Annotated in this window: 22 protein-coding genes and 1 pseudogene; 9 read left to right on the forward strand and 14 right to left on the reverse strand. The window is 48.6% G+C overall.

All coding sequences use genetic code 11. The features are described from left to right. Positions 1-40: 40 nt before the first annotated feature. Both JQC72_RS08605 and JQC72_RS08610 read right to left on the reverse strand, forming a co-directional pair. Positions 41-775, reverse strand: a complete 735-nt coding sequence (locus tag JQC72_RS08605) for an MBL fold metallo-hydrolase (RefSeq protein WP_205494783.1) — start codon at positions 773-775, stop codon at positions 41-43. Between the two features lie 24 nt (positions 776-799). After that, positions 800-1,441 carry an ArsR/SmtB family transcription factor gene (locus JQC72_RS08610; RefSeq protein ID WP_205495331.1) on the reverse strand — a complete coding sequence of 214 codons (642 nt, stop codon included), beginning with the start codon at positions 1,439-1,441 and terminating at the stop codon, positions 800-802. 348 nt (positions 1,442-1,789) lie between these two features. Between JQC72_RS08610 and JQC72_RS08615 the strand changes: the two genes are divergently transcribed. From JQC72_RS08615 to trxB, 4 genes are all read left to right on the forward strand, one after another. Then, positions 1,790-2,113 carry an ArsR/SmtB family transcription factor gene (locus JQC72_RS08615; protein WP_205494784.1) on the forward strand — a complete coding sequence of 108 codons (324 nt, stop codon included), beginning with the start codon at positions 1,790-1,792 and terminating at the stop codon, positions 2,111-2,113. Positions 2,114-2,165: 52 nt separating this feature from the next. Then, positions 2,166-3,212, forward strand: coding sequence for an ACR3 family arsenite efflux transporter (gene arsB / locus JQC72_RS08620; protein WP_205495332.1), 1,047 nt, complete (start codon positions 2,166-2,168; stop codon positions 3,210-3,212). A gap of 21 nt (positions 3,213-3,233) precedes the next feature. Continuing rightward, positions 3,234-3,659, forward strand: a complete 426-nt coding sequence (arsC, locus tag JQC72_RS08625; protein ID WP_205494785.1) for an arsenate reductase (thioredoxin) — start codon at positions 3,234-3,236, stop codon at positions 3,657-3,659. Between the two features lie 75 nt (positions 3,660-3,734). Continuing rightward, positions 3,735-4,685, forward strand: a complete 951-nt coding sequence (trxB, locus tag JQC72_RS08630) for a thioredoxin-disulfide reductase (RefSeq protein WP_205494786.1) — start codon at positions 3,735-3,737, stop codon at positions 4,683-4,685. 33 nt (positions 4,686-4,718) lie between these two features. On the opposite strand, the gene JQC72_RS08635 is transcribed toward trxB, so the two are convergent. From JQC72_RS08635 to JQC72_RS08645, 3 genes are all read right to left on the reverse strand, one after another. Further along, a complete protein-coding gene (locus JQC72_RS08635; RefSeq protein ID WP_205494787.1) occupies positions 4,719-5,231 on the reverse strand; it encodes an arsinothricin resistance N-acetyltransferase ArsN1 family A in 513 nt (170 codons plus the stop codon). After that, the gene (locus JQC72_RS08640; protein WP_205494788.1) at positions 5,232-5,579 is read right to left on the reverse strand and encodes an ArsR/SmtB family transcription factor; all 348 of its coding nucleotides are present in this window, start codon (positions 5,577-5,579) and stop codon (positions 5,232-5,234) included. A gap of 66 nt (positions 5,580-5,645) precedes the next feature. Then, positions 5,646-6,080: an ArsI/CadI family heavy metal resistance metalloenzyme gene (locus tag JQC72_RS08645; RefSeq protein WP_302104624.1), complete on the reverse strand. Its 435-nt coding sequence runs from the start codon at positions 6,078-6,080 to the stop codon at positions 5,646-5,648. 411 nt (positions 6,081-6,491) lie between these two features. Between JQC72_RS08645 and JQC72_RS08650 the strand changes: the two are divergent. Further along, positions 6,492-7,289, forward strand: a pseudogene (locus tag JQC72_RS08650) (tyrosine-type recombinase/integrase); the annotation flags it as partial. Positions 7,290-7,410: 121 nt separating this feature from the next. Next, positions 7,411-10,377, forward strand: coding sequence for a Tn3 family transposase (locus tag JQC72_RS08655; protein WP_205494789.1), 2,967 nt, complete (start codon positions 7,411-7,413; stop codon positions 10,375-10,377). A 601-nt stretch (positions 10,378-10,978) separates the two neighbouring features. Here JQC72_RS08655 and JQC72_RS08660 read toward each other — a convergent pair. From JQC72_RS08660 to JQC72_RS08685, 6 genes are all read right to left on the reverse strand, one after another. Further along, positions 10,979-12,262: an IS110 family RNA-guided transposase gene (locus tag JQC72_RS08660; protein WP_205494791.1), complete on the reverse strand. Its 1,284-nt coding sequence runs from the start codon at positions 12,260-12,262 to the stop codon at positions 10,979-10,981. Positions 12,263-13,228: 966 nt separating this feature from the next. Next, positions 13,229-14,485: a family 16 glycosylhydrolase gene (locus tag JQC72_RS08665; RefSeq protein ID WP_205494793.1), complete on the reverse strand. Its 1,257-nt coding sequence runs from the start codon at positions 14,483-14,485 to the stop codon at positions 13,229-13,231. Between the two features lie 215 nt (positions 14,486-14,700). Continuing rightward, positions 14,701-15,084, reverse strand: a complete 384-nt coding sequence (locus JQC72_RS08670; protein ID WP_205494795.1) for an EamA family transporter — start codon at positions 15,082-15,084, stop codon at positions 14,701-14,703. Between the two features lie 269 nt (positions 15,085-15,353). Further along, positions 15,354-15,512 carry a zinc ribbon domain-containing protein gene (locus JQC72_RS16865; RefSeq protein WP_419179852.1) on the reverse strand — a complete coding sequence of 53 codons (159 nt, stop codon included), beginning with the start codon at positions 15,510-15,512 and terminating at the stop codon, positions 15,354-15,356. Between the two features lie 109 nt (positions 15,513-15,621). Continuing rightward, positions 15,622-15,978 carry a DUF5680 domain-containing protein gene (locus JQC72_RS08680; RefSeq protein ID WP_302104627.1) on the reverse strand — a complete coding sequence of 119 codons (357 nt, stop codon included), beginning with the start codon at positions 15,976-15,978 and terminating at the stop codon, positions 15,622-15,624. Positions 15,979-16,281: 303 nt separating this feature from the next. After that, on the reverse strand, positions 16,282-16,608 hold the full coding sequence (locus JQC72_RS08685; RefSeq protein WP_205494802.1) for a YnfA family protein: 327 nt from the start codon (positions 16,606-16,608) through the stop codon (positions 16,282-16,284). A gap of 961 nt (positions 16,609-17,569) precedes the next feature. Between JQC72_RS08685 and lexA the strand changes: the two genes are divergently transcribed. Continuing rightward, a complete protein-coding gene (lexA, locus tag JQC72_RS08690) occupies positions 17,570-18,199 on the forward strand; it encodes a transcriptional repressor LexA (RefSeq protein ID WP_205494804.1) in 630 nt (209 codons plus the stop codon). Between the two features lie 115 nt (positions 18,200-18,314). Here lexA and JQC72_RS08695 read toward each other — a convergent pair whose 3' ends face one another. After that, entirely contained in the window at positions 18,315-18,686 is a 372-nt protein-coding gene (locus tag JQC72_RS08695; protein WP_205494806.1) for a hypothetical protein, read from the reverse strand. Between the two features lie 265 nt (positions 18,687-18,951). Between JQC72_RS08695 and JQC72_RS08700 the strand changes: the two genes are divergently transcribed. Beyond that, positions 18,952-20,133: a glycosyl hydrolase family 18 protein gene (locus JQC72_RS08700; protein WP_205494808.1), complete on the forward strand. Its 1,182-nt coding sequence runs from the start codon at positions 18,952-18,954 to the stop codon at positions 20,131-20,133. 144 nt (positions 20,134-20,277) lie between these two features. On the opposite strand, the gene JQC72_RS16870 is transcribed toward JQC72_RS08700, so the two are convergent. After that, positions 20,278-20,343, reverse strand: coding sequence for a SpoVA/SpoVAEb family sporulation membrane protein (locus JQC72_RS16870; RefSeq protein WP_419179856.1), 66 nt, complete (start codon positions 20,341-20,343; stop codon positions 20,278-20,280). Between the two features lie 168 nt (positions 20,344-20,511). Further along, on the reverse strand, positions 20,512-20,982 hold the full coding sequence (locus JQC72_RS08710; protein WP_205494812.1) for a YhfM domain-containing protein: 471 nt from the start codon (positions 20,980-20,982) through the stop codon (positions 20,512-20,514). A 130-nt stretch (positions 20,983-21,112) separates the two neighbouring features. Between JQC72_RS08710 and JQC72_RS08715 the strand changes: the two genes are divergently transcribed. After that, positions 21,113-21,985 carry an aminoglycoside 6-adenylyltransferase gene (locus JQC72_RS08715; RefSeq protein ID WP_205494813.1) on the forward strand — a complete coding sequence of 291 codons (873 nt, stop codon included), beginning with the start codon at positions 21,113-21,115 and terminating at the stop codon, positions 21,983-21,985. Positions 21,986-22,002: the final 17 nt, after the last annotated feature.

A 22,002-nucleotide genomic window follows, 5' to 3' on the forward strand; every position in this document is an offset into this window, starting at 1 on the left:
TGGATTTGAAGAAGGCCCCGATTTTGGGGCCTTCCCTTTATTAATTTGCCTTTCCCTCATTGATTTTCCGGATTTTTTCATAGTTCTCCGGCTTCGGGGGGATATCTTTGGTCATGAATTCTACAAACTCTTCTTTGGATTGTATTTGCAGGGCCTTGTTCAGCCGCTTTTCAAAACCGATGGTCGAAGAAGGTTTGCCGCTTAAGAACCGGCCGCAGACAGATCCCGAATAGGCTCCAGGATATATTTCAATGTGGTCATCTAATTTCATCAGTTTATTAAACAGACTGTCGTACAAATCTCCAGCCCCTTTTTCCAAGGAGGATGCAAGTTCCGTACGTCCGACATCTCCAACCATCAGCGTATGGCCCGTTACAACAAACCAGGGCTCATCCCCTCTCGGGGTATCCGATACCAAAAGGGAAATGTGTTCCGGAGTGTGACCGGGTGTATGCAAGATCTTGATTTTGGTATTTCCCGCCATGATTTCATCCCCGTCATCCACCGGGGTAAAGTCATATTGAACATCCGCAGAACGGTGCAGGATGTATTTGGCACCGGTTTGTTCGGCCAATTTTCTTCCCCCGGAAACATGGTCTGCATGCAGGTGTGTATCAAAGACATATTCAATGTTCAAGCCCAGTTTTTTGGCTTCCTCAATATAAAGGTCTATGTCTTCCACAGGATCCACTACAACCCCTTGCGCTTTGCTACCACATCCAAACAGATAGGAAATAGCAATCGGATTCGTGTGTAAGTATTGACGAAAGATCATCGTAAAACCTCCCTGTATGCTTTATCAAGAAGTGGTCTGAAGCTCTTTCCATTCTCGTACTCCATCCTCCAAACGAATCGCCTCGATACCATGGGAACGAAACCGTTGGACGGCTTCAGCTGCATAAACACAATAGCGTCCTCGGCAATAAGCTACAATTTTTTTATCCCGTGGAAGTCGGGACAGATGTTGTTCCAACTCTTTTACTGGTATGGACAAGGCTCCCGGAATATGGGCGAATTCGTATTCTTCCCTGGGACGAACATCAATCAATACCAGATCCTCATTTTGGAGCCGAGACTTTAATTCGTCGATTCGGATCGGTTCCAGTGCATCGTGATTGGCTAGAAACTCATCCCGAAGTTGCTTTACTTCGGCCAATAAGTCTTCGCCAAGTTCTTGCATCAAAAGAAGTAATCGGTTGATTTTCGGATCGGATAATCGGTAAATGGCGTAATTACCTTTCTTTTGAAATCGAACCAAGCGGGCTTCCAGAAGGGTTTGTAGATGCTGAGACACATTGGCGACACTCATGCCTGTTTCTCGAGACAATGTCTCAACGGTTTTGGGGCTTTGAGACAACAAATCGAGAAGTTCCAGTCTACGGGGGCTGGATAAAGCTTTGCCGATCCGGGCAAATTGGGCATATACTGCGTCCTTAAACATACGCGAATCTAAATTCACAACATTCACCTCCCCTTATTCAACTATTCAACTAATCTATTGAATAGTATACCGCATTAATCCAGGGTTTAAACACAGGTTTTTTTAACCAGGGGTACCGCCAGCAATTTAAAAAAATCCTACGCTAAGCAACCAGCATGAGGCAAACAACGCCGATTTTCCACTTTAAGACAACGGGGGCTTTGAACTGGTGAGAGGTAACGTCATAGGGGCAATACCAGCGAAGCTGTCATCAGGGGCAAAGTAAAAATCATATGTAATCAATTTCCTGCAGAATTACTTTTGACAACACTAATAAGCATATGCTTATATATACATGGGGTGATGAGGATGGATATTCATCTTCTCGCAGAATGCCATAAGGCACTTGGAGACAAAACACGCCTACAGATTCTGGCGCTATTGAAGGAAGAGGATTTGTGTGTCTGTGAACTGGTAGAGATATTGAATATCAGCCAACCCGCCGTTTCCCAACACATGCGTAGGTTGAAAAGTGCTAAGTTGGTGAAGGAGCGCCGCCAGGGGCAATGGGTTTTTTATTCCTTGGATGGGTCGATGTACCCATTCTTTGAGCAAGTTCTTCAGTCTTTACCGAATGCTTCTGAAGAGATCGAGCAGCTAAAAAAGAAAGGCCTCAAAGTTTTATGCGACTGATAAGTTCCGATCATCATCCTTTGGAAAGGTTGTGTCTTAAGTGAGCGGTGTGATGAGAAGACTCTCATTTTTAGATCGGTATCTAACGTTATGGATCTTTCTTGCCATGGTTATTGGTATCGGATCCGGTTATCTTTTTCCGGGTATGGTGAAGGTCTTGACAGGTTTTCAGGTGGGAACCACATCGATTCCGATTGCCATCGGATTGATTCTTATGATGTATCCCCCTCTAGCCAAAGTGCGTTATGAGGAACTGGGACAGGTATTTCGTAACTTCCGAATTCTTGGTTTATCTCTGATACAGAACTGGGTCATCGGACCTGTTTTGATGTTCGTATTGGACATTCTGTTTTTACGAGATGAGCCGCAATATATGATTGGTCTCATTCTCATCGGCCTTGCCAGATGTATTGCGATGGTCATCGTATGGAATGACTTGGCGAATGGAAATAGGGAATACGCTGCGGGTTTGGTAGCCTTTAATTCGATTTTCCAAATCCTTTTCTATTCCGTTTACGCTTATATTTTTGTCACGGTTATCCCGAAATGGTTAGGCTTAGAGGGAGCAATTATGAATATTACCATGGGGCAAATTGCTAAAAGTGTGTTGATCTATTTAGGAGTTCCCTTCTTAGCCGGTATGATTACCCGGCTTACGTTGGTGAAAGTGAAGGGGCGTGAGTGGTACGAAACTACATTCATTCCGGTCATCAGCCCGATTACACTGATAGCGCTGCTGTTTACGATCATTGTCATGTTTTCCTTAAAAGGCGAATTGGTACTCCGATTACCGTTGGATGTGATTCGAATTGCAATCCCTCTTCTGATTTACTTTGTTGTGATGTTTCTCGTTTCGTTTTATCTGGGGAAAAAAGTTGGGGCAGATTACTCCAAAACGGTATCCCTCTCGTTTACCGCTGCAAGCAATAACTTTGAATTGGCTATTGCGGTAGCCATCGGCGTTTTTGGTATTCAATCCGGAGCTGCTTTTGCCGCTGTCATCGGTCCTCTCGTAGAAGTACCTGTCTTGATCGGACTGGTAAACGTAGCATTTTGGTTCCAACGGAAATACTTTAGGCAAAAACAAGCCGAGGTCTAAATAAAACAGGAGGTTCCATCCATGAAAAAAAAGATCATTTATTTCTTGTGTACCGGAAACTCATGCCGCAGTCAGATGGCTGAAGGATTTGGGAAGAAATACTTAGGTGATCGTTTCGAGGTATACAGTGCGGGAATTGAAGCACATGGACTAAACCCAAAAGCAGTCAAAGTAATGGCTGAAAAAGGTATTGATATCTCCAACCAAACTTCTGATACCATCGATCCCGAATTGCTTAATAAAGCGGACCACGTTATCACCCTCTGCGGGGATGCAAATGATAAATGCCCGATGACACCTCCTCACGTTCACCGTGATCATTGGGGGTTTGATGATCCAGCCAAAGCCCAGGGGACGGAAGAAGAAGTGTGGGAAGTATTCCGTCGTGTCAGGGATGAGATCGAAGAACGGATTCGACGGTTTGCAGAAGAAACAAAGGAGAGCTAAACGGATCATACCATCTCCCCAACCGACGATCAATATCCGCTTAATAATAAAAAGCTTCCTTGGAGGAAACTGTTTATGCACAAAGTAATCGTATTGGGAACTGGACCGGCTGGCCTGACGGCGGCCATTTATCTGGCTCGTGCCAATATGAAACCCCTCGTGATCGAGGGGCAGGAACCAGGTGGACAGTTGACCACCACTACCGAAGTGGAAAACTTCCCGGGCTTCCCGGACGGCATCCTGGGCCCGGAATTGATGGATAATATGCGAAAACAAGCGGAGCGCTTCGGAGCCGAGTTCAAACGAGGTTGGGTGACTGAGGTGGATCTGTCGAAGCGCCCCTTCAAACTTTCGGTGTACGGTTTGGGCGAACTGGAAACCGAATCCTTAATCATCTCTACCGGTGCATCGGCAAAATTGCTTGGAATCCCTGGGGAGAAGGAGAACCTGGGGCAGGGTGTTTCCACCTGTGCCACTTGTGATGGTTTCTTTTACCGGGGCAAAAAGGTCGCAGTTGTCGGTGGAGGCGACTCTGCCATGGAAGAAGCTAATTTCTTAACGAAGTTTGCCACCGAAGTGATCGTCGTCCACCGACGTGATCAACTGCGCGCCTCCAAGATCATGCAGGATCGCGCTAAGAAAAACCCGAAGATCAAGTGGGCAATGAATCGAGTACCAGTTGAGGTCGTATCTAAGGAAGAGGGCGGGGTTAAAGGATTGAAAGTGCATAACAAGGAAACTGGCCAAGAGGAACTCATCGAGGTAGATGGCATCTTCGTCGCGATTGGCCACCGCCCCAACACCGCCTTCCTGAACGGCCAGCTGAAAACGGATGAACTCGGCTACATTCAAGTAGAACCCGGCAGCACCCGAACCAGCGTCGAAGGCGTCTTTGCCTGCGGTGACGTACAGGATCGAGTTTACCGTCAAGCGATTACCGCCGCTGGAACGGGTTGCATGGCTGCGATCGACTGCGAAAGATTTCTTGAAGGTGAAGCTTCTGTTGACTGGAGCCAAAGCCTTTGAAAAAGAAAACCGCACCCCCTTACTGGGTGCGGTTTATTCTGTCTCCTCCAACAACAATTTTTCCATCGCCATCACATCAACGAACTGGCCGTCCAGCTTTCCTTGGTTTTGAAACACTCCTACTTCTCGGAAGCCCATTTTCCGATACAAACCTTGGCCGAGATGGTTAAAGGGAAAAGTAAACAGCACCATTTTGAAAAAGCCGTTTTCCTTCGCCTTTTCCTCCAACACCCGCAAAAGTCGGGAACCGACTCCTTTTCCCCGCCAGTTTCGATCGATATAAACGGAAACATCTGCCACCCCTGCATAAGCACACCGATGAGAATACGGATTGAGTGAAGCCCATCCCTGAACTTCACCGTTGAGCTCTGCGACCAGCACAACGTATCGGGGGGATCTTTGGTGAAACCATTGGTTCATCTCTTCCATGGTTTTGGGCTGCTCCTCTAATGTGGCAATCCGATCTTCAATCCCTTGGTTGTAGATGTCTCGGATCCGGGGGATATCTTTTTCTTCCGCTTTCCGGACGACCCAATCATAGCTCATTCATTTCACCTTCGCTTCCGTATGAAGGAGATTTAAGAAAAAACGGTCATTCAACTCCCGACAAAAGCATTCCAGGGTATCTTGATTTACGGCGTAATAGTGCCACTTGCCTTCTTTCCGCTCATGAAGAAGGCCGGCGTTTTTCAATTCTTTCAGGTGATAGGACACTTTGGATTGCTTCATATCCAACGCTTCTTGGATATCACAGACGCACATTCCTTTCGTGCAACATTCTTGGATCGGCGTTTCATTAAGGCTCCCTTTGGCTACCAGGTCCATGATCTGCAACCGAATCGGATCTGATAGAGCCTTAGCGATTAAGGATAATTGTTCATTCGTGCAAACCATAGGTGTTCACTCCTTTACTCCTGACACGGGTAAAACCCGGGCACCCTGCCCAGGTTTTACGGAAGGTTAACCGTTGTTGGTGGTGCAGCAAGCGCTACCAGATTCAAAATGAACGGAGGATTTTCCGTATTGATCTGCGTCTGCTTTTACCACAAACACTTCCCAACGATGTCCGTCGGGACTAGTCACCCAGATTTTATCCTGACGTGCGTAACAGCATGTGGTGTCCATCTCGTCGAAGGTTGCCAACCCGGCACTTTTGAGTCGTTCCTTGGCGGCCAGCACTTCTTCCGTCGAGCCCACTTGGATCCCAAGATGATTGATCCCGCCGTTGACTTCGCCTCCCTCATTCAACGTGAAGTTTAAGGCGGGTTCATCCAAGTCAAATTTAGCGTAACCCGGACGTACTTTGACAGGTTCTTCTCCAAATAGGTGCCGGTAAAATTCAATGGATTGCTCCAGGTTTCGGACGTTGATAGCGACATGGGGTTTGAGAATCATGGTCATCATCCTTTTCATGGGAATTAAAACGGTTGGGAACAGCAAGCCAATTGTTTTTGCAGGTACTGTTGGTATCGAGGATCATGGGGAAGGGTTTTGAACCACTCCAACCATTTACGAAGTCTAAACGGACTTTGTCTGACCATTTTTGCTTTCTGACGGATTTCCTCCGACCGAATCCTGCAATGCTCCAAATCGTTCATCATGGGGTTGCACCTCAAATCAATTTTTGTTGATTCGAATATACATCAATTATTTTTGATTCGTCAAGCACTAAAATCAACTTTTTTTGATTCGATTGCTTGGAGGAAAAATCATCGCAGAAACTCCATTCTACGATATAATCGAGGGAGGTTCCGTCAGAGAACGCCGATCAAAGGGCAGATTATCCCTCGGAATTTTTGTCACAGAATGATTTTCAAAGGAGGTCGGTTTGTGCATCCTACGATTCCCAATTTTTTATTCGACCTGAAATCGGACGGAAGAAGCCAGAAAACCCTGAAAACATACGAGGGAGTGATCCATCAGTTTATCCGGTGGTTTGAAGAGACGACAGGGGAAACATTTGACCCTGAGAACGTAACGCCAATTGACGCAGCAGAATATAAACAGTATCTCATGAATCGATCCAAACCAGCCACAGTTAACAAGACCCGTATCGCACTGAAACGGTACTTCGATTGGCTTGTGAAACAAGAAATGTTAAAGGAATCTCCCTGGAGTGCCATCCGACCTGTCAAGCAGGGTCGAAGAGCTCCCCGATGGCTAGATCGTAAAGAGCAACGTGCTCTTCTCCGGGCGGTTCAACAAGGGCGAAAGCCGCGGGACATCGCAATAGTGTACTTACTCCTGCATACGGGGCTCCGAGTTGAGGAATTGTGCCTCCTGCGCCTAGAAGACGTGGAGATGTCTGAACGGAAAGGAAAAGTGATCGTTCGCCAAGGAAAGGGGGGGAAATGGCGAGAGGTGCCACTGAACCGTGACGTCCGAAAGGCGCTTGAATCGTGGTTGGAAGTTCGACCTGCCTCAAGTCCTTGGCTGTTTGTTTCCACCCGGTCTGAGCGGATGACCCCTCGCGCCGTTCAGTTTGTTGTGCGGAAATATGGCCAACGGGCGGGGCTGGAACATTGTACTCCCCATGTATTGCGACACACGTTTTGCCATGAATTAGCGATCAAGGGAGTATCCCTCGACGTGATTGCCATGTTGGCAGGGCACATGACTGCCGACGGGCGCCCGAACATCGCTACAACGGCCATCTATACCACACCAGGGAACAGGACCTGCGCCGTGCCGTTGATCAACTTTCCTGGGAATAGGGGGGTGAAGTGTGTATCGCCGCACTCGAGAACTTCTGACGGAAGAACAAAGGGAGCAGTTTACGAAAATTTCCCCTACTTTGGACGAGTGGGAGCTGGGAGCTCATTACACACTAACGGAGCAGGATCGAGCTCTGATTCGCCGCCGCCGGGACGAGAACCGGATCGGCTTTGCCGTTCAGTTGTGCGTTCTCCGACATACGGGTTGGCCGCTATCGGAAATCAAGGAGGTCCCCGACCGGGTACTCCACTACATTGCCAACCAAATCGATGTGGACCTAGACGCATTCCAGCGTTACGCTACTCGGGAGACGACCCGGTGGGAACATATGCGGGAAATCCGGGAAGAATACGGATACCGTCCATTTACGGTCAGGGAGTACCGGCAGTTAGCCAAAGCTCTGCTTCCTCAGGCAATGGAAACAGACCATGCTATGCACTTGATCTACTGGGCCCTTAATTGGCTACGGGAACGGAAAATCATCCTCCCAGCCATTACCACCGTGGAACGCCTGGTCTGGGAGACCCGGCGGCGGGCGGAAGAGAAGATCTACCGTCTTCTGAACGCCGCCTTGACGTCCAACCAAAAAAAGCAGTTGGAAGAACTGATCAGGACCCGAATGGAAAACGGAAAAACGCCCCTGGGCTGGATCAAGGAAGACCCCGGTCAATCGTCTCCCCGGGCGTGCAAAAAGGCCATTGAACAACGGAACCAGATCCTAAAGCTGGGGCTGGAAGTGGACACACGGGGAATACATCCGCAACGGCTCCGGCAATTGGCCCGTCTCGGACGGAATTACGATCCGCAAGCCTTCCGCCGGTTTCCGGAACCCAAACGGTACGCAATTTTGGTGGCTTACCTTCTGGAACTGTGCCAGGACATCACTGACCAGATCATCGAGATCAGCCGCCGGCAAATTGCCAATTTGCACGCCAGCGGGAGAAAAGCACAGGATGAGATTCAAAAGCAAAACGGGAAGGCGCTGAATGAAAAGATTGTGCGTTTTGTGGATTTGACAACCGTTCTCCTGGAGGCCAAAAAGAAAGGACAGGATTTGGATGAAGCCATCGCCTCCACCATCACGTGGGAACGATTAGCCCAGGAACGAGACGAGGCACGGGAGTTGACCCGTCCTGCCAATTACGATTATCTGGACTTGGTAAAAAACCGATACAACTACTTGCGGCAGTATACGCCGACCTTCTTGGACGCCATGCAATTCCAATCCACCCAAGCCGCCGCCCCTCTGCTGGAAGCTGTTGATGTGATCAGAGACCTGAATCGATCCGGAAAACGGAAGGTTCCCGAGGATGCACCCCTTGAGTTCATTCCAGACCGATGGTTGCCTTATGTGATGGATGATCAAGGTCGGATCAACAAAGTGTATTACGAGATGGCAACCATGACCGAGTTGCACAACCGGATTCGCTCCGGCGATGTATCGGTAGTGGGAAGTCGCCAACACAAGGATTTTGAGGAATATCTGGTGTCTAAAGAGGAATGGGAACAAGTCCGTGCCACCGGAAACGTTCGGTTGACGGTTCCTCTTTCGGTGGAGGAATATCTTGAGGAAAGGACACAGGCGCTTCGGAAACGCCTGGAATACGTTTCAGAAAACCTGAACCGATTGGAAGATGCCCGACTGGAAGATGGAAGTCTCCATGTGGACCGGTTGGAAAAAGAAACACCCCCGGAGGCAGAGAAACTAAGCGACATCCTGTATGCGATACTACCACGGGTGAAGCTCACCGAACTGCTGGCTGAAGTAGCCCACTGGACGGGTTTTGACGAAGCGTTCATCCATGCTTCCACCGGCCACCCACCAAAGGGAGACGAAAAGGCCGTGGTGCTGGCAGCACTGATGGCAATGGGGACTAATATTGGGTTGACCAAGATGTCGGAGGCCACCCCGGACATCTCCTACCGGCAGATGGCCAACGCCGTCCAGTGGCGGCTGTACGACGACACCATGAAACAGGCTCAGAAAGTCCTGGTCCGATTTCAGCAAAAACTCCCCTTAGCCCGATACTGGGGTGACGGGACCACTTCCTCCTCAGACGGGATGAGGGTCCAAGTTGGGGTTTCTTCCCTTCACGCGGAGACAAACCCGCATTATGGCCGCGGAAAAGGGGCCACCTTTTATCGGTTCGTCAGTGATCAGCAGGTGGCTTTTCACGATCTGGTGATTAACGCCACAGCCCGGGAAGCACCGTATGTAATCGATGGTTATCTGAATCACGAGACGGATCTTCAAATCGAAGAGCATTATACGGACACAGCGGGGTATACGGATCAAGTCTTCGGGTTGGCCCACCTGTTCGGGTTCCGCTTCGCTCCTCGCCTACGAGATCTGCATAATGCCCGGTTGTTTACGATCGAGAGTGCAGACCAGTTCCCCCGATTGAAAGAATTTCTCCGCTATAAAATCCATACTCCGATCATCCGGAAAAATTATGACGATGTTCTCCGGATGGCACACTCCATCCAACAGGGAACCGTTTCTGCTGCTCTCCTTATGGGAAAGCTCGGGTCGTACGAACGCAAGAATGAACTATCCAAGGCCCTGCAGGAGATGGGGAGAATCGAAAAAACGATCTTTCTCTTGGATTACGTGTCGGACAAGGCTTTGCGACGCCGAGTTCAACGGGGCCTGAACAAGGGTGAGTCAATGAACTCCCTCGCCCGGGCCATTTTCTTCGGGAAACGCGGTGAACTGCGGGAGCGGGCACTGAACGACCAGTTGCAGCGGGCCAGTGCGTTGAGCCTTCTCATCAACGCCATCAGCATATGGAATACGGTCTATCTGACGAAAGCCGTAGAAGCATTGAGAAAAACCCGTTCCATCCCGGAACCCTTGCTGTCGCACATCTCTCCTTTGGGGTGGAACCACATCAACTTTCTTGGGGAATACAAGTTTTCTCTGGATCGGGTCCCCAGTCTGAACAACCTTCGCCCACTCATACCTTTGGGTGAATAACGAAATAGGTATTATTTCCTAAAATCCCAATTATACCGGACGATTTCAGGAATGAAGACGGTAGTTACGTTCCACAACCTTGCTTCGTACTTAAAACACGAGAAAACGAAAATCTGACGGCCTGAGAGGGATTCATTCTGTTACTCGTGAGAAGAAAACGAAGGAACCAATCCCCCGTATTTCGGCGGGGGTTTTGTCTTAAAGTGAAAAAAATACCTTTTTGCTTCACTTGGTTGCTCCCTCAAGGAAATAAGCCAATCTCACGAATCCTCACTCGTTCTCCCTTTTTCAAGGAACAAACGAACCACTTGACGGAGGATGTTTGAAGGAAAGAAAGGAGTTGGCTATCCAGTGGGCAGTAAAGAAGGGGGAGGTACCCCTTTTCCAAAATATAGTCGCGCATGGATCTCCACTATACCCTTGTGGCGTGCCCTCCCATGTCTCACAGGGTCTTCGCCCTTACATTCCTTCGTTCAGCCTGCCAAGGGGTGGAGGCCAGTGGAATACTTAGCGACAGGGTCATGCCCGTATGGTCTCTTTCGTACCGGCTCTCCGCGCTTCGTTTGTCCGTGATGAAGGTAAAACGGGAAGAATCCAGAGATTATACAGCCATCTGTATCTGGGAACAGCGAATGTCTCCTAGCATCTTGTGAACATCATAGGTCATCTGTCGCCTGCCAAGTGTGAACAAAACCCGGATTAACTTGCAACACAGAGCAATCAGGGATTGCATCTTTTTCAGCGGATTTTCCGGACGCGTCGTCAGATACCGATGTAATGCCCGAAATTCCGGATTGTGGGCTGTCAGCGGTAGAATGGCTTTAAACAACAGAGATCGTAGACGAGGTCGTCCCCTTTTGGTGATGCAAGTGCGCCCCTTGTGCTGTCCGGAACTGTTTTCTTTGAGGTTCAATCCTGCCAGTCGGATCACCTGTTGTGGATGATCATAGGCCGTCAAGGGACCCACTTCCGACAGAAACCCGGCTACGGTCGCCCATCCGATCAAGGGGATACTCAGCATCTCCCTGGTACCGGGAATGGACTGTAGCAGCTCTTGGATTTTGGTGGAGAGTTGATCCATTTGCCGACGTAAAAACTCATATTGCTCCAGAAGCATTTGCAGCTCCATCCGGGCCATCGTCAAACCCTCGGTTAAACCAATGGAATTCCGGGCGGTTTGCACCAACCATTCGGCACGTTTTCTACCCACAGCCCGCTGAACCACAGTTTTCCACTCGGCTGCGATCCTTTCCGCTCCCCGTTCCAGGATGTCCTTGGGAAGTGGAAAATGCTTCAGCGTGTACAGGGAAGCCTTTCCTTCCCAGTCCTTAAACACTGTCGGGTATTCGGGAAAATACCGATCGAACCAATGGTGCATCCGGTTCTTAATTCGCTTGAGATCTTCCGTTAACCGGTCCCGTTGGATCATGGCAATCCGTAGGTCGGCATAGACACTAGTCGGCACATTAGGTTCCGAGTACCGCCCGTCTTTAACCAACTGAGCGATGACCTTGGCATCCTTTACGTCGTTCTTGGTTGGTGAATTGTCGTCAAGTTCCTTGCTTTTCTTTACGTGTAAGGGATTGACCAGCACCACTTGGATGCCTTGTTTTCTAAGAAACTGAGCTAATGGCAGCCAATAATGGCCGGTTGGTTCCAATCCAAAAAGGACGTGCGTTTTCTCATGTTCTGCCTGGAGTGTTCGAATCCACCGAATCAGCCGGTTGAATCCAGCATGGGTGTTCTCAAACGTCAAGCGGGATCCGTACTCGATTCCTCGAAAGTCCTGTGCCCGGGCCACATGAACTTTCTTGGCGATATCCGCACCGACAATGAGGCTAGATTCTGTGATTTGCTCCAATTTCCGATTTTGTTTATACTTCATGTGAGTACCTCCTTGTTATTCAGGGATCAAGGCCTTGACACCCCGTATGTTAACAGGAGGTACTTTCTTTTTTCAAAGTGCCTCTTCTTTTGTTACAGGAATGCTTAGCGTAGGATTTTTTTAAATTGCTGGCGGTACCCCGTGCTGTGGTATATTCGTTTATCTTGCAAACCGGTTTGAAATAAATAAGGAACATACTGTTGAAAAGTTGACTGACTTAATCGGCGAAACAGATATCGACCATTTCTCTCGTCAACTGATTATCCTACACAAACATCCATTCTCGCTGTTGATATAGATTGAGCAAAAAAGACTGCAAAAGGTGTCAGGAATCCGTCTGCCGATCGAATTAGGGACATAATGGAAGGAGCATGCTATGCATACTGCAGCAGAATGAAGTCGATTGCCACGGCCACACATGATGGGAAAATATTGGGGTGCCAACAGCATTTGTAAGTGTCCAACGCAGGGGGAAATTTGATCGTAGCATAAGGTCTTACGATGAAAATCAAGATGAACAGGTGAAAAGCTGTGAAGAACAATACTGAGCGTATTCAACCCCGTTAAAAATGAGCGGTTTCTTTCCGTTCTTGGCGTAGGTTATTTTAAAAAGCCGGTGAAACGTTCTCATGAAAAGAACCCAATGGGTATTGTTGTTCCGCGATTCGGCATGATTCGGTCGGATATGCGATCACACGTGAGTTTGGGAGAAGAACAAAGTGACTCCCGTCAATTGGGGGGAGATTCCGTTAAATAAAGGCTTTAGGGAACCGGTTGTTTTGTGTCCAAAATGTGTCTAACGAAATGATCCGGTGAACCCAACCCTCACCGTTCGTTTGCAGGGTTCTACCAGTTGTACAGGTAAGGAAACACATGGCGGATAACCGTCGTCGCCCGTTCGGGAAGATGGTGATTCCCTTCGCGACGAACGGGCGGGTTGTTTAAAGAAAACGACGGACGGTTGGCCTATTTTTGTACAAAATCAAACTGCTCCCATGTGCTCGCTGTCGGACGGTTCGCCACCAGAACTGAATCCAAGTTGAGATCGGCGCTTAAGTAATTGTGATTTCCAAGATTTTTCAACGCTTTTTTTCCGTTTGCCTGAGTTTCCACCTGGAAGGTTTCCCATGGACCGACAGTTTCTTTATCGGCGAAAACCGAGCCATCTGATTTGACGGAGACGAATTTGTAATCGGTCGAAGACAAGAGTGCCACTTTGCCGTTGCCCAGGTCCTTCACTTCAAACATTTCCCATACGCTGGCGCCATCGCGGTTTGCGCGGAGTTTGCGGTCACCGACAAACTTGTCCACTGTCACAAATTTGTCGTTGGCCGCCGCTTTAAGCGCGATGAAGTTTTTCGCGGGAGCGGGTTCATACTCATTGTTTTGGCGCTGATAGACGCGGACATAATCGATTTTGTAATTTTGCGGGAAGATGGTGGTGTTGTCCGGCGCGCCGGGCCAATCCCCGCCTACGGCCAAATTCAGGATGATGAAGAAATGATGGTCAAAGACCCACTTGCGCCCGTCCAGATCGTGTGGCGTCCGCACTTGGTACAGTTGGCCATCCACATACCACCGAATCACGTTGGGTTCCCATTCCACCGTATATGTATGGAATTGTGTGCTGATGGTGTCAGGCGTATCATGATAGGCGCCGATTCCCGTTGAACCGTTGTAACCGGGACCATGCAGAGTTCCGTAAACAGTGGCGGGGGTTTTGCCCACATATTCCATGATGTCCAATTCGCCGCAATTGGGCCAACCCACTTGGCCATAGTCGCTCCCCAACATCCAAAATGCGGGCCACATGCCTTGTCCCCGAGGGAGTTGTGCTCTTATTTCGATTTTGCCGTATTTGAAATCAAATTTGCCTTGGGTATTCAGTCTGGCGGAGGTATAGTTAAAGGTTCGGCCATTGTAAACCTTGTCTTCCCGTTTGGCTTGGATGACCAAATATTTGTTCCCGGCATTGTTGGGATCATTTTCGAAATAAACGTTGTTGGTCGTGTATAGTTGGAGTTCGTTATTGGGACCGGGGCCGGTTTCAAAATTCCACTTGGAACCATCAACGCTATTGCCGTTAAATTCGTCACTCCAGACTTGCACCCAAGAGCCGGCCGCTTCAACCCGCTGGAGAGAGGGCGGCATCAACCCGTACGCCAGGGTGGCAGTCAAGAACAATAAACATATTCCCGCGGCCAACGACTTCTTCAATAACATGGAGGTACCTCCTTTTTGGATGGATGGGAGACTTAAGACAACACAACCTTGTGCTCTCTTATTTTTCTCCATTTTCAAAATATAAAATTCTTTATGTATAATCTTATGATACATGCTGCAATCAGTCAATAGGGGTTATCGGGCAGGGCGGACGCAACAAATGGATTTCATTTCTTGGGCAGGTGGCGGCAAAGCGTTGTTTTTGTATCAACCGTTTAAAACCTCAATTTCCCGTAAAACGGCCTCCCTGTTTCCATCACCACGGATTCCCGGGATAATGCAGCTGTCAGCAGCGGTTGGGCACCGAGAACGATGGACAATAAGCCGGGGGATACGTCTGCATCCAAAGCCAAGAAGAAAAACAACTGATATCCAACTTGCATCGTCAAACCGGTGATGATCACATCCCGCCACTCCGATCGATCCCTCGGCCAAGCGGGACGCAAACATAGGGATATCCCCCACATCGGTACCATGGCCCATATATGACGCAACGACAGAAAAGCCATCGGCGAAGCGTCTTGCAATCCCCACTCCACAAAAATGGCGCCGCTGCTCCACAACAGGACAAACACTGCCGGTATGATCCACTTCCCCACTCAACATCGACCTCTTTCCCGGCTTATCTCAGTGACTTGCTCCGCACGGCTAAAGTACCGGAGGCACTCCCTTCGGTCGCCGTGGGCTTCTCGCTTCATCCGGCATGGCAACCCACATCCATCCGCGAAGGCTTCGTCCAATCTTGGAAAAGGGTCGGTTCTGATTGTCCGTATTTCTGCCCAGGAACGTATCCCAATCGGAGGATTTCTGCGGCATTGACCTCTCTGCCTGCCACATATCCGCATGGGCAACGATAGATACGTTTTTTTCATGTCTCCTTTACGCTCTGACCACATTTGGAGCATGCCTGTGACGTGTTGTGAGGATCGACCGTGATCACCTGCTTGTCGGTTGTCTTGTAAGCCGTGAATTGAACCGGCATCCTCCAACCGGCATCAGCCCGTGGATTGTGATTCTTCATCAGCATGGATCAGAAGGGAATTGAAACAATGTCAGACTTGTGAGAGAGGAAGCCTTCCCGCGTCCGACGCTCGCTTCTCATCCCAACCCTAAAGGGCTGGGTTTTCCCGCTCGCTCTATATAAAACCACCCTGATATCGCAATTCATACACTTTTGTATCTTTCAGGCGGATTTCCTCATATCCATGAAAGCGATCCAGTGTTCCCTCCCATTGGTTCAGATAGATAAGCGACCCATTTTTCCAGATGTCCGGCCCCCGATAAGGCGCCTCCTCCGATCCCAAGCGCAATGCTTCTCGCAAGAATGCATAGATGGAACGAATCTGTTCCCGATCGCTGATGTTGAGCACTCCTCCCCCATAGCTCATAGCCCATACGGGTTGGTCCAAATGATATACCGTTTCCATCCCTGTAAACCTCTCCATACCGAAATAGATATCCCGGTAGAAATAAGCACCATCACGATATTCCAATTGTTTGGATCCTTGTAACTGTGGTGGGACGGTAGCATCGTCTCCTTGGGAAGCATATGTGGATCGTTTGGCTGTTAGGAGGAAAGAAATGAGTCTGCGGTGCATATGGATCATCTTTGTGGTTTGTTATGCAAACCTGTATGTAATATTATACGGTTTGTTGAAATCATGACAGCAGAAAGATTGCATTAATTCCCACTTCTTCTACATCATATCATAGATATTGGAACTTGTAACAAGCGAAAAACACATGGATGAAAAGGGGGTAGAAAGAAAAAATACCGAGCCGGCAAAGTATTTCCCCTAGCTCCGCGGTCCCCACAGCATCACGGACACCCCAATCAAGCAGATCCCTGCTCCAATCCAGTCATAAAAATCGGGGGTCTTCTTATCGATGACCCATCCCCACAAAACGGACATAACAATGAACACTCCCCCGTAAGCAGCGTAAACCCGCCCAAAGGAAGGGAAAGATTGAAAAGTGGCGATTACCCCGTACAAGGCCAAGGTAAGCCCGCCAACCATTCCCCAGTAAAACGGCTTTCCCTCCCGTAACCAAAGCCAGATCAGGTATCCTCCGCCTATTTCCGCCAAACCGGCAAGAAAAAACAAAATCGCTGCCTGAATCATTGGTTTGTTCACCCCATCCATTTACCAAGCCGGTCTTCAAAGAAAAGCCTGGTTCCTTCTCCGATCCACGCGATCGGCTGATCAAAGGATTCCAATGCCCGGACCGCAGCTTGCGCATTGGTAGCTTTGGAGTCATTATAATACGCGACACCTTCCACCCCGGATTACGTGATCGTCACGGCAATTCTGTTACTGCTGGCCATCGGGGTTGTCATGGTGTACAGCGCCAGTGCCGCCTATTCGTATCATCTTGCCGCCAACGTTAACTGCGAATCGGCCAACATAGTATAACATTCAAAAGGGGTCCATATGAAGGATAAGTGAATCATCATGGCCGGAAGCAGAATTCGGTATGGTGGGGCATATGCTTGCTCTTACTCTCTCTCATCCTCCTTCACAGAATGATATATACAGTGAAGGAGGTGTCTTCTTCATGTGTTTGCCATGCACCAGTAAACGTTAGATTCACTCAGTCAGCAACGGTGTACGCGTCGGTGGTCGTGTCCCGATCGCTACCCAACAATCTGTCCGAAGTACCGCTAATGCTCTTGTGGGCAAAGTGGTGATAGTCCGTACCACATTGGGATCGTTTGTCGGTTGCCTTCTTGGTGTGTCACGAAGGAGCATTCGGTTACTTGTCTTCAACGGGGTTTTCTTCATGTCCATGACAATCCCCAGACGGATCATTTTTTCCATTTTTCGCTTCCCTTGCCCATAAATCTCGGCGGTCATCCCCGGTTATCTGGGGCTTTTTTTACTCTATAACAGGAGGCAATCCGAAGGGGCGATATTGTCGAAGCATCAGACTTACCACTCCAGAGGTATCACTAAAGGGAAGTATGTCAATCGTGGAGGCATGTTTTCCGGAACACATATTCCGGGGAACTGATGTTTGTTCTTTGGAGCAGATTCGTGTATACTGGAGAAAATGGGAAACATCATCGACTAGGAGTTGAGGGTGATGACAACGCGACTCTCCTCGCGGCAAAAGGCAATCTTGGACTACATAAAGAAATCGGTCAAAGAGAGGGGATATCCACCGTCTGTTCGCGAAATCGGAGAAGCAGTGGGCTTGGCGTCCAGCTCGACGGTACATGGTCATCTTGCCCGTTTGGAAAAGAAGGGGTTCATTCGACGCGATCCCACCAAACCGCGGGCCATTGAACTATTGGATCGCGGTGATCCGGAGGAAACGGTCCGCTCCTCTGACACCGTATTGGTACCGCTGGTCGGGAAAGTCACCGCGGGGGAACCGATCACTGCCATCGAAAATGTGGAAGAATACCTCCCTCTCCCTCGTCGCCTGGTCGGCAATGCAGAACGGGCGTTTGTCTTGTCCGTTCACGGCAACAGTATGATCAACGCCGGTATTCTCGACGGTGACCATGTGGTGGTGCGTCAGCAGAACACCGCCGAAAACGGGGATATCGTCGTGGCGATGACCCATGACGGGGAAGCCACCGTAAAACGCTTCTACAAAGAAAAGGATCATATCCGCCTGCAACCGGAAAACGACGAGATGGAACCGATCCGCCTGACAAGTGTCAGTATTTTGGGGAAAGTAATCGGGGTATTCCGGGAAATTCATTGAGAAACAGAGAAGTGACTGAGGCCATCAACAAACCCAGCGGAAATAACGCTGGGTTTGTCATTGTTGCAGCCTCAGTTTTCTCCTGTCAATTTACAACATTGATGCAAGAACACCACTACGCGTCTAAAGGATCAATTCCTGCTTTTTCGGCTTCCTTGATCCGCTTTATGAGTTTCTCCAATGGAATACCCGCATAATTGGTACTCGTATAATCCAGCTGATACACAAAACCGGCTGCGGACCTCGACTCCGTAAGTGGATGGATCTCCAGTTTCCATCCATTCAAATCATGTGCAAGATGCTCCTTTTGCTCCTCATTCTCGATTGCAAAAAATGCAACTCCTCCGGGACGGTCCACAAAATGATCGTGATACACACAATGACCTCTTTTTTTGTCCCCGATATAATCATTAAATAAAGCATTTGCTTCTCTTAGCTTCAATTGTTCAGGAGCGTTGGCGACTACAAGATAACACCGGGGTTTCATTATTTTCACCTCCTTGTATCGCAAATGAAAAATGAATGAACATTTTCGATCACACAAAAGGGAAATCCTTCTCCGGTACACAGTAGCCAACTCTGAGATTTGTAATGATACCCTTATGGAACGAAGGGTAAGAGTGGACCATTGTCTCCAAAAAGGATGTCTGCCCTGGAGAATCACCCACCCCAACAACACATCAGCAACCGTGAATAAAAAGACGAGAATAAGAAAAGCCTGATATTTGAACAAACCAAAATGGGTGATAAAGATGAGAAAAGGTTATCTGATCTTCATCGCATTGGTCCTACTTTTGGCGGGATGCAATCCAACCAAACAAAGCAGGGAAGCAAATCCTCGTCCCAAGCAGCTGAGCAATCAGGCTGCTCATCCGGAAACAGTGCCCATGGAGAGCAGAGGCAGGATACTCCCTGACAAAAGAGGGGATCATAACCTCCCAACCAACGCATCCAAACCCCGCATTGAGTCCATTGGCTTTTTGGAACCGGTCAACCCCGTGCAAGCAGTTTCCGATGTCAATGAAGCCGGTCGGAACTTGACTTACATCGGTTTTTTCAGTTACCGCGTTCAACCCAATGGAGATTTGATTCCTTTAAATGATGCGATCCCCTTGTCAGCCGCCAAACGGAACCGTGCAGTCCCGATGTTGGTGATCACCAACTTCGCTAATGGAAATTTCCAGCCGGATATCGCTCACCGGATCTTTACGGACCCCACGGCGTCTCAACGGCTGATTCAAAACGTAATCCGTGTCATGAAGCAAAAGGGATACCGTGCCTTAAACATAGACTTTGAACACATCCGCGAAAAAGATCGGCAGCTGTACAATGGATTTTTGGCGAGATTCGTGCCACAGATCAAAAAGGAAGGCTATCCGGTATCCACCGCCCTGGCTCCAAAATCCAGTGACAAACAGGCTGGTCCTTGGCATGGTGCCCATGATTATGCCTTCCATGGAAAAATAGCGGATTTTGTCATTTTGATGACCTATGAATGGGGTTGGACCGGCGGACCTCCCATGGCCGTTTCTCCGATCCCTCAGGTTCGTAAAGTCGTGAATTATGCCGTTTCCAAGATCCCTCGGGAAAAGATCATCATGGGAGCGCCGCTGTACGGTTATGACTGGACCCTGCCATACAAAAAAGGCGGCCCCCCGGCTAAACGGGTGTCGCCGCAGGAAGCCGAGACTTTTGCTCACATGAAGTCGCTGAAAATCCAATACAATAACCGAGATCAAGCTCCGTACTTTTTCTACACGGATCAACGGGGCAAAAAACACGTGGTCTGGTTTGAAAACGCACAGAGTGCCCAAGCCAAATTCAACTTGATCAAGGAGTATCGGCTTCGGGGGATCGGCTATTGGGTTCTGGGCGAGGATTTCCCCAGGAACTGGTCCCTGCTGCAAGATAACTTCAACATCCGTAAGTATTGAATCAAAAAGGGAAAGGGCAACCGACGTAATTGCGACCATTACGTATCCACCGGAACAAGAACCCCGTATAAACATGCGGGGTTCTTGTACAAAAACGAAACACGATCGCAGAAATTCATGCTGGCGGTGTATGCGGGGGAAGCTTCAACCGTCCATCATTAGCTGTCCGATGACACAAATCAGCCCTCCCACTACAAATGCCCACAGCATGGGCAATGCAGGGAATAATTTCTTTCCGTTGATAACTGATGGATGACAGCAAAGCTCCTGTTGCCACGGACGATTCACACCTTGCGCTTTTCCCCTTCTCATTTGGTTCAACACATGTTCATACGTTACAATAGCCGAACAACAGCTTCCGCTGCTCCCGATAAATCATCAAACCGCAATTCCCGAATCGGTCTTGCGGAAGTTTGAAACCGTGTTTCGCCAACAAATCAACCGGTCTACCCATGCGGAATAACAGAATAAAATTTCTCTTAACTGCTTCGCTTGATCCGCTTTCATCAATGTTCCATACGTAGATCCTTTTGCAGAAACCCTTATGAATTCAGCATTTCCGTATTTGCCAAACCAAACAAGATACGTCTCTTTCTCCTTGTTCTCGTAATTCACTTGGAAACGGGCATCCTCTTTTCTGGACATTGACGGATTTGTTCCTTCTTTCCAATTGACGTTCTCTACAATCGTCATTACCTTTTCAACGATCTTCGTTTCATCAATCGTTGTTTTGTATCCATTCGTTTTTTGAATCACAATTGCAATGGGTTTTCTTGCAGGCATTTCACTGCAACCCACTAACCCGAGCAACAGCACACAGAAACATAGCAAAAACGAAATTTTACGCATTTCAATTCAACCCCTTAATCGGAACATCTCAAAAACCGTCTTGGATGAAGACAGCCAGAACCGCTCTTGGGCGGGATCACGGAATATGCTACAATCCAAAAACAAAAGAGATTGAATGGGGGGGAGAACAATGAGAAGTGAAAAGGAAATGCTCGATTTGATACTGAATTTTGCGAATGATGATAAACGGATCCGCGCGGTCATATTGAACGGATCACGCGCCAATCCGAATGCGCCCCGCGATCTGTTTCAAGACTACGACATCATGTATATCGTATCCTCCGTGGATGATTTTGTCCAAGACCGCAGTTGGATCAATACCTTCGGAGAATTGATCATGATGCAAACGCCCGATGAAAAAGTTTTCCCGCCACCAGATCCTAACGATGGCAGCTTTGCATTTCTGATGTTGTTCACGGATGGGAATCGGATCGATCTCACGTTTTATCCCGCTGACAATATATCCGAATTGCGTTTGGAAAGCACCAGTTTGCTTCTGCTGGATAAGGACGGAATATTGGAACCGTTGCCACCGGCAAGTGACAAAGATGGTGTCCCTGCACCTCCTGCTGAAAAAGAGTTTCAGGACTGTTGCAACGAATTTTGGTGGATTACAACAAACATCGCCAAAGGATTGTGGCGCAAGGAGCTTCCATATGTGAAGTACATGTACGATCGTCCTGCACGGGATGCGCTTAACGCGATGTTGAGTTGGTATATTGGTACTCAAACAGGCTTTTCCGTCGATACAGGAAAGTTTGGCAAGTATTTCGAGAAGTATCTTGATCCGAAGCGTTGGAAAGCATTCGTCCAAACATTCCCTGATGGCGAATACGATAATATTTGGCAGTCCCTTTTTGTGATGTGTGATCTCTTTAGGGAGACCGCGATTGAGGTGGCGCTGCATTTTGGATTCCCCTATCCATATGACGATGATCGGAGAGTCACCGATTATCTGAAACGCGTACGGGTTCTTCCACGAGACGCGGAATCCATATTTTAACAGGATGCCGCCAACAA

The organism is Polycladomyces zharkentensis (assembly GCF_016938855.1).
Lineage (GTDB): Bacteria > Bacillota > Bacilli > Thermoactinomycetales > JIR-001 > Polycladomyces > Polycladomyces zharkentensis.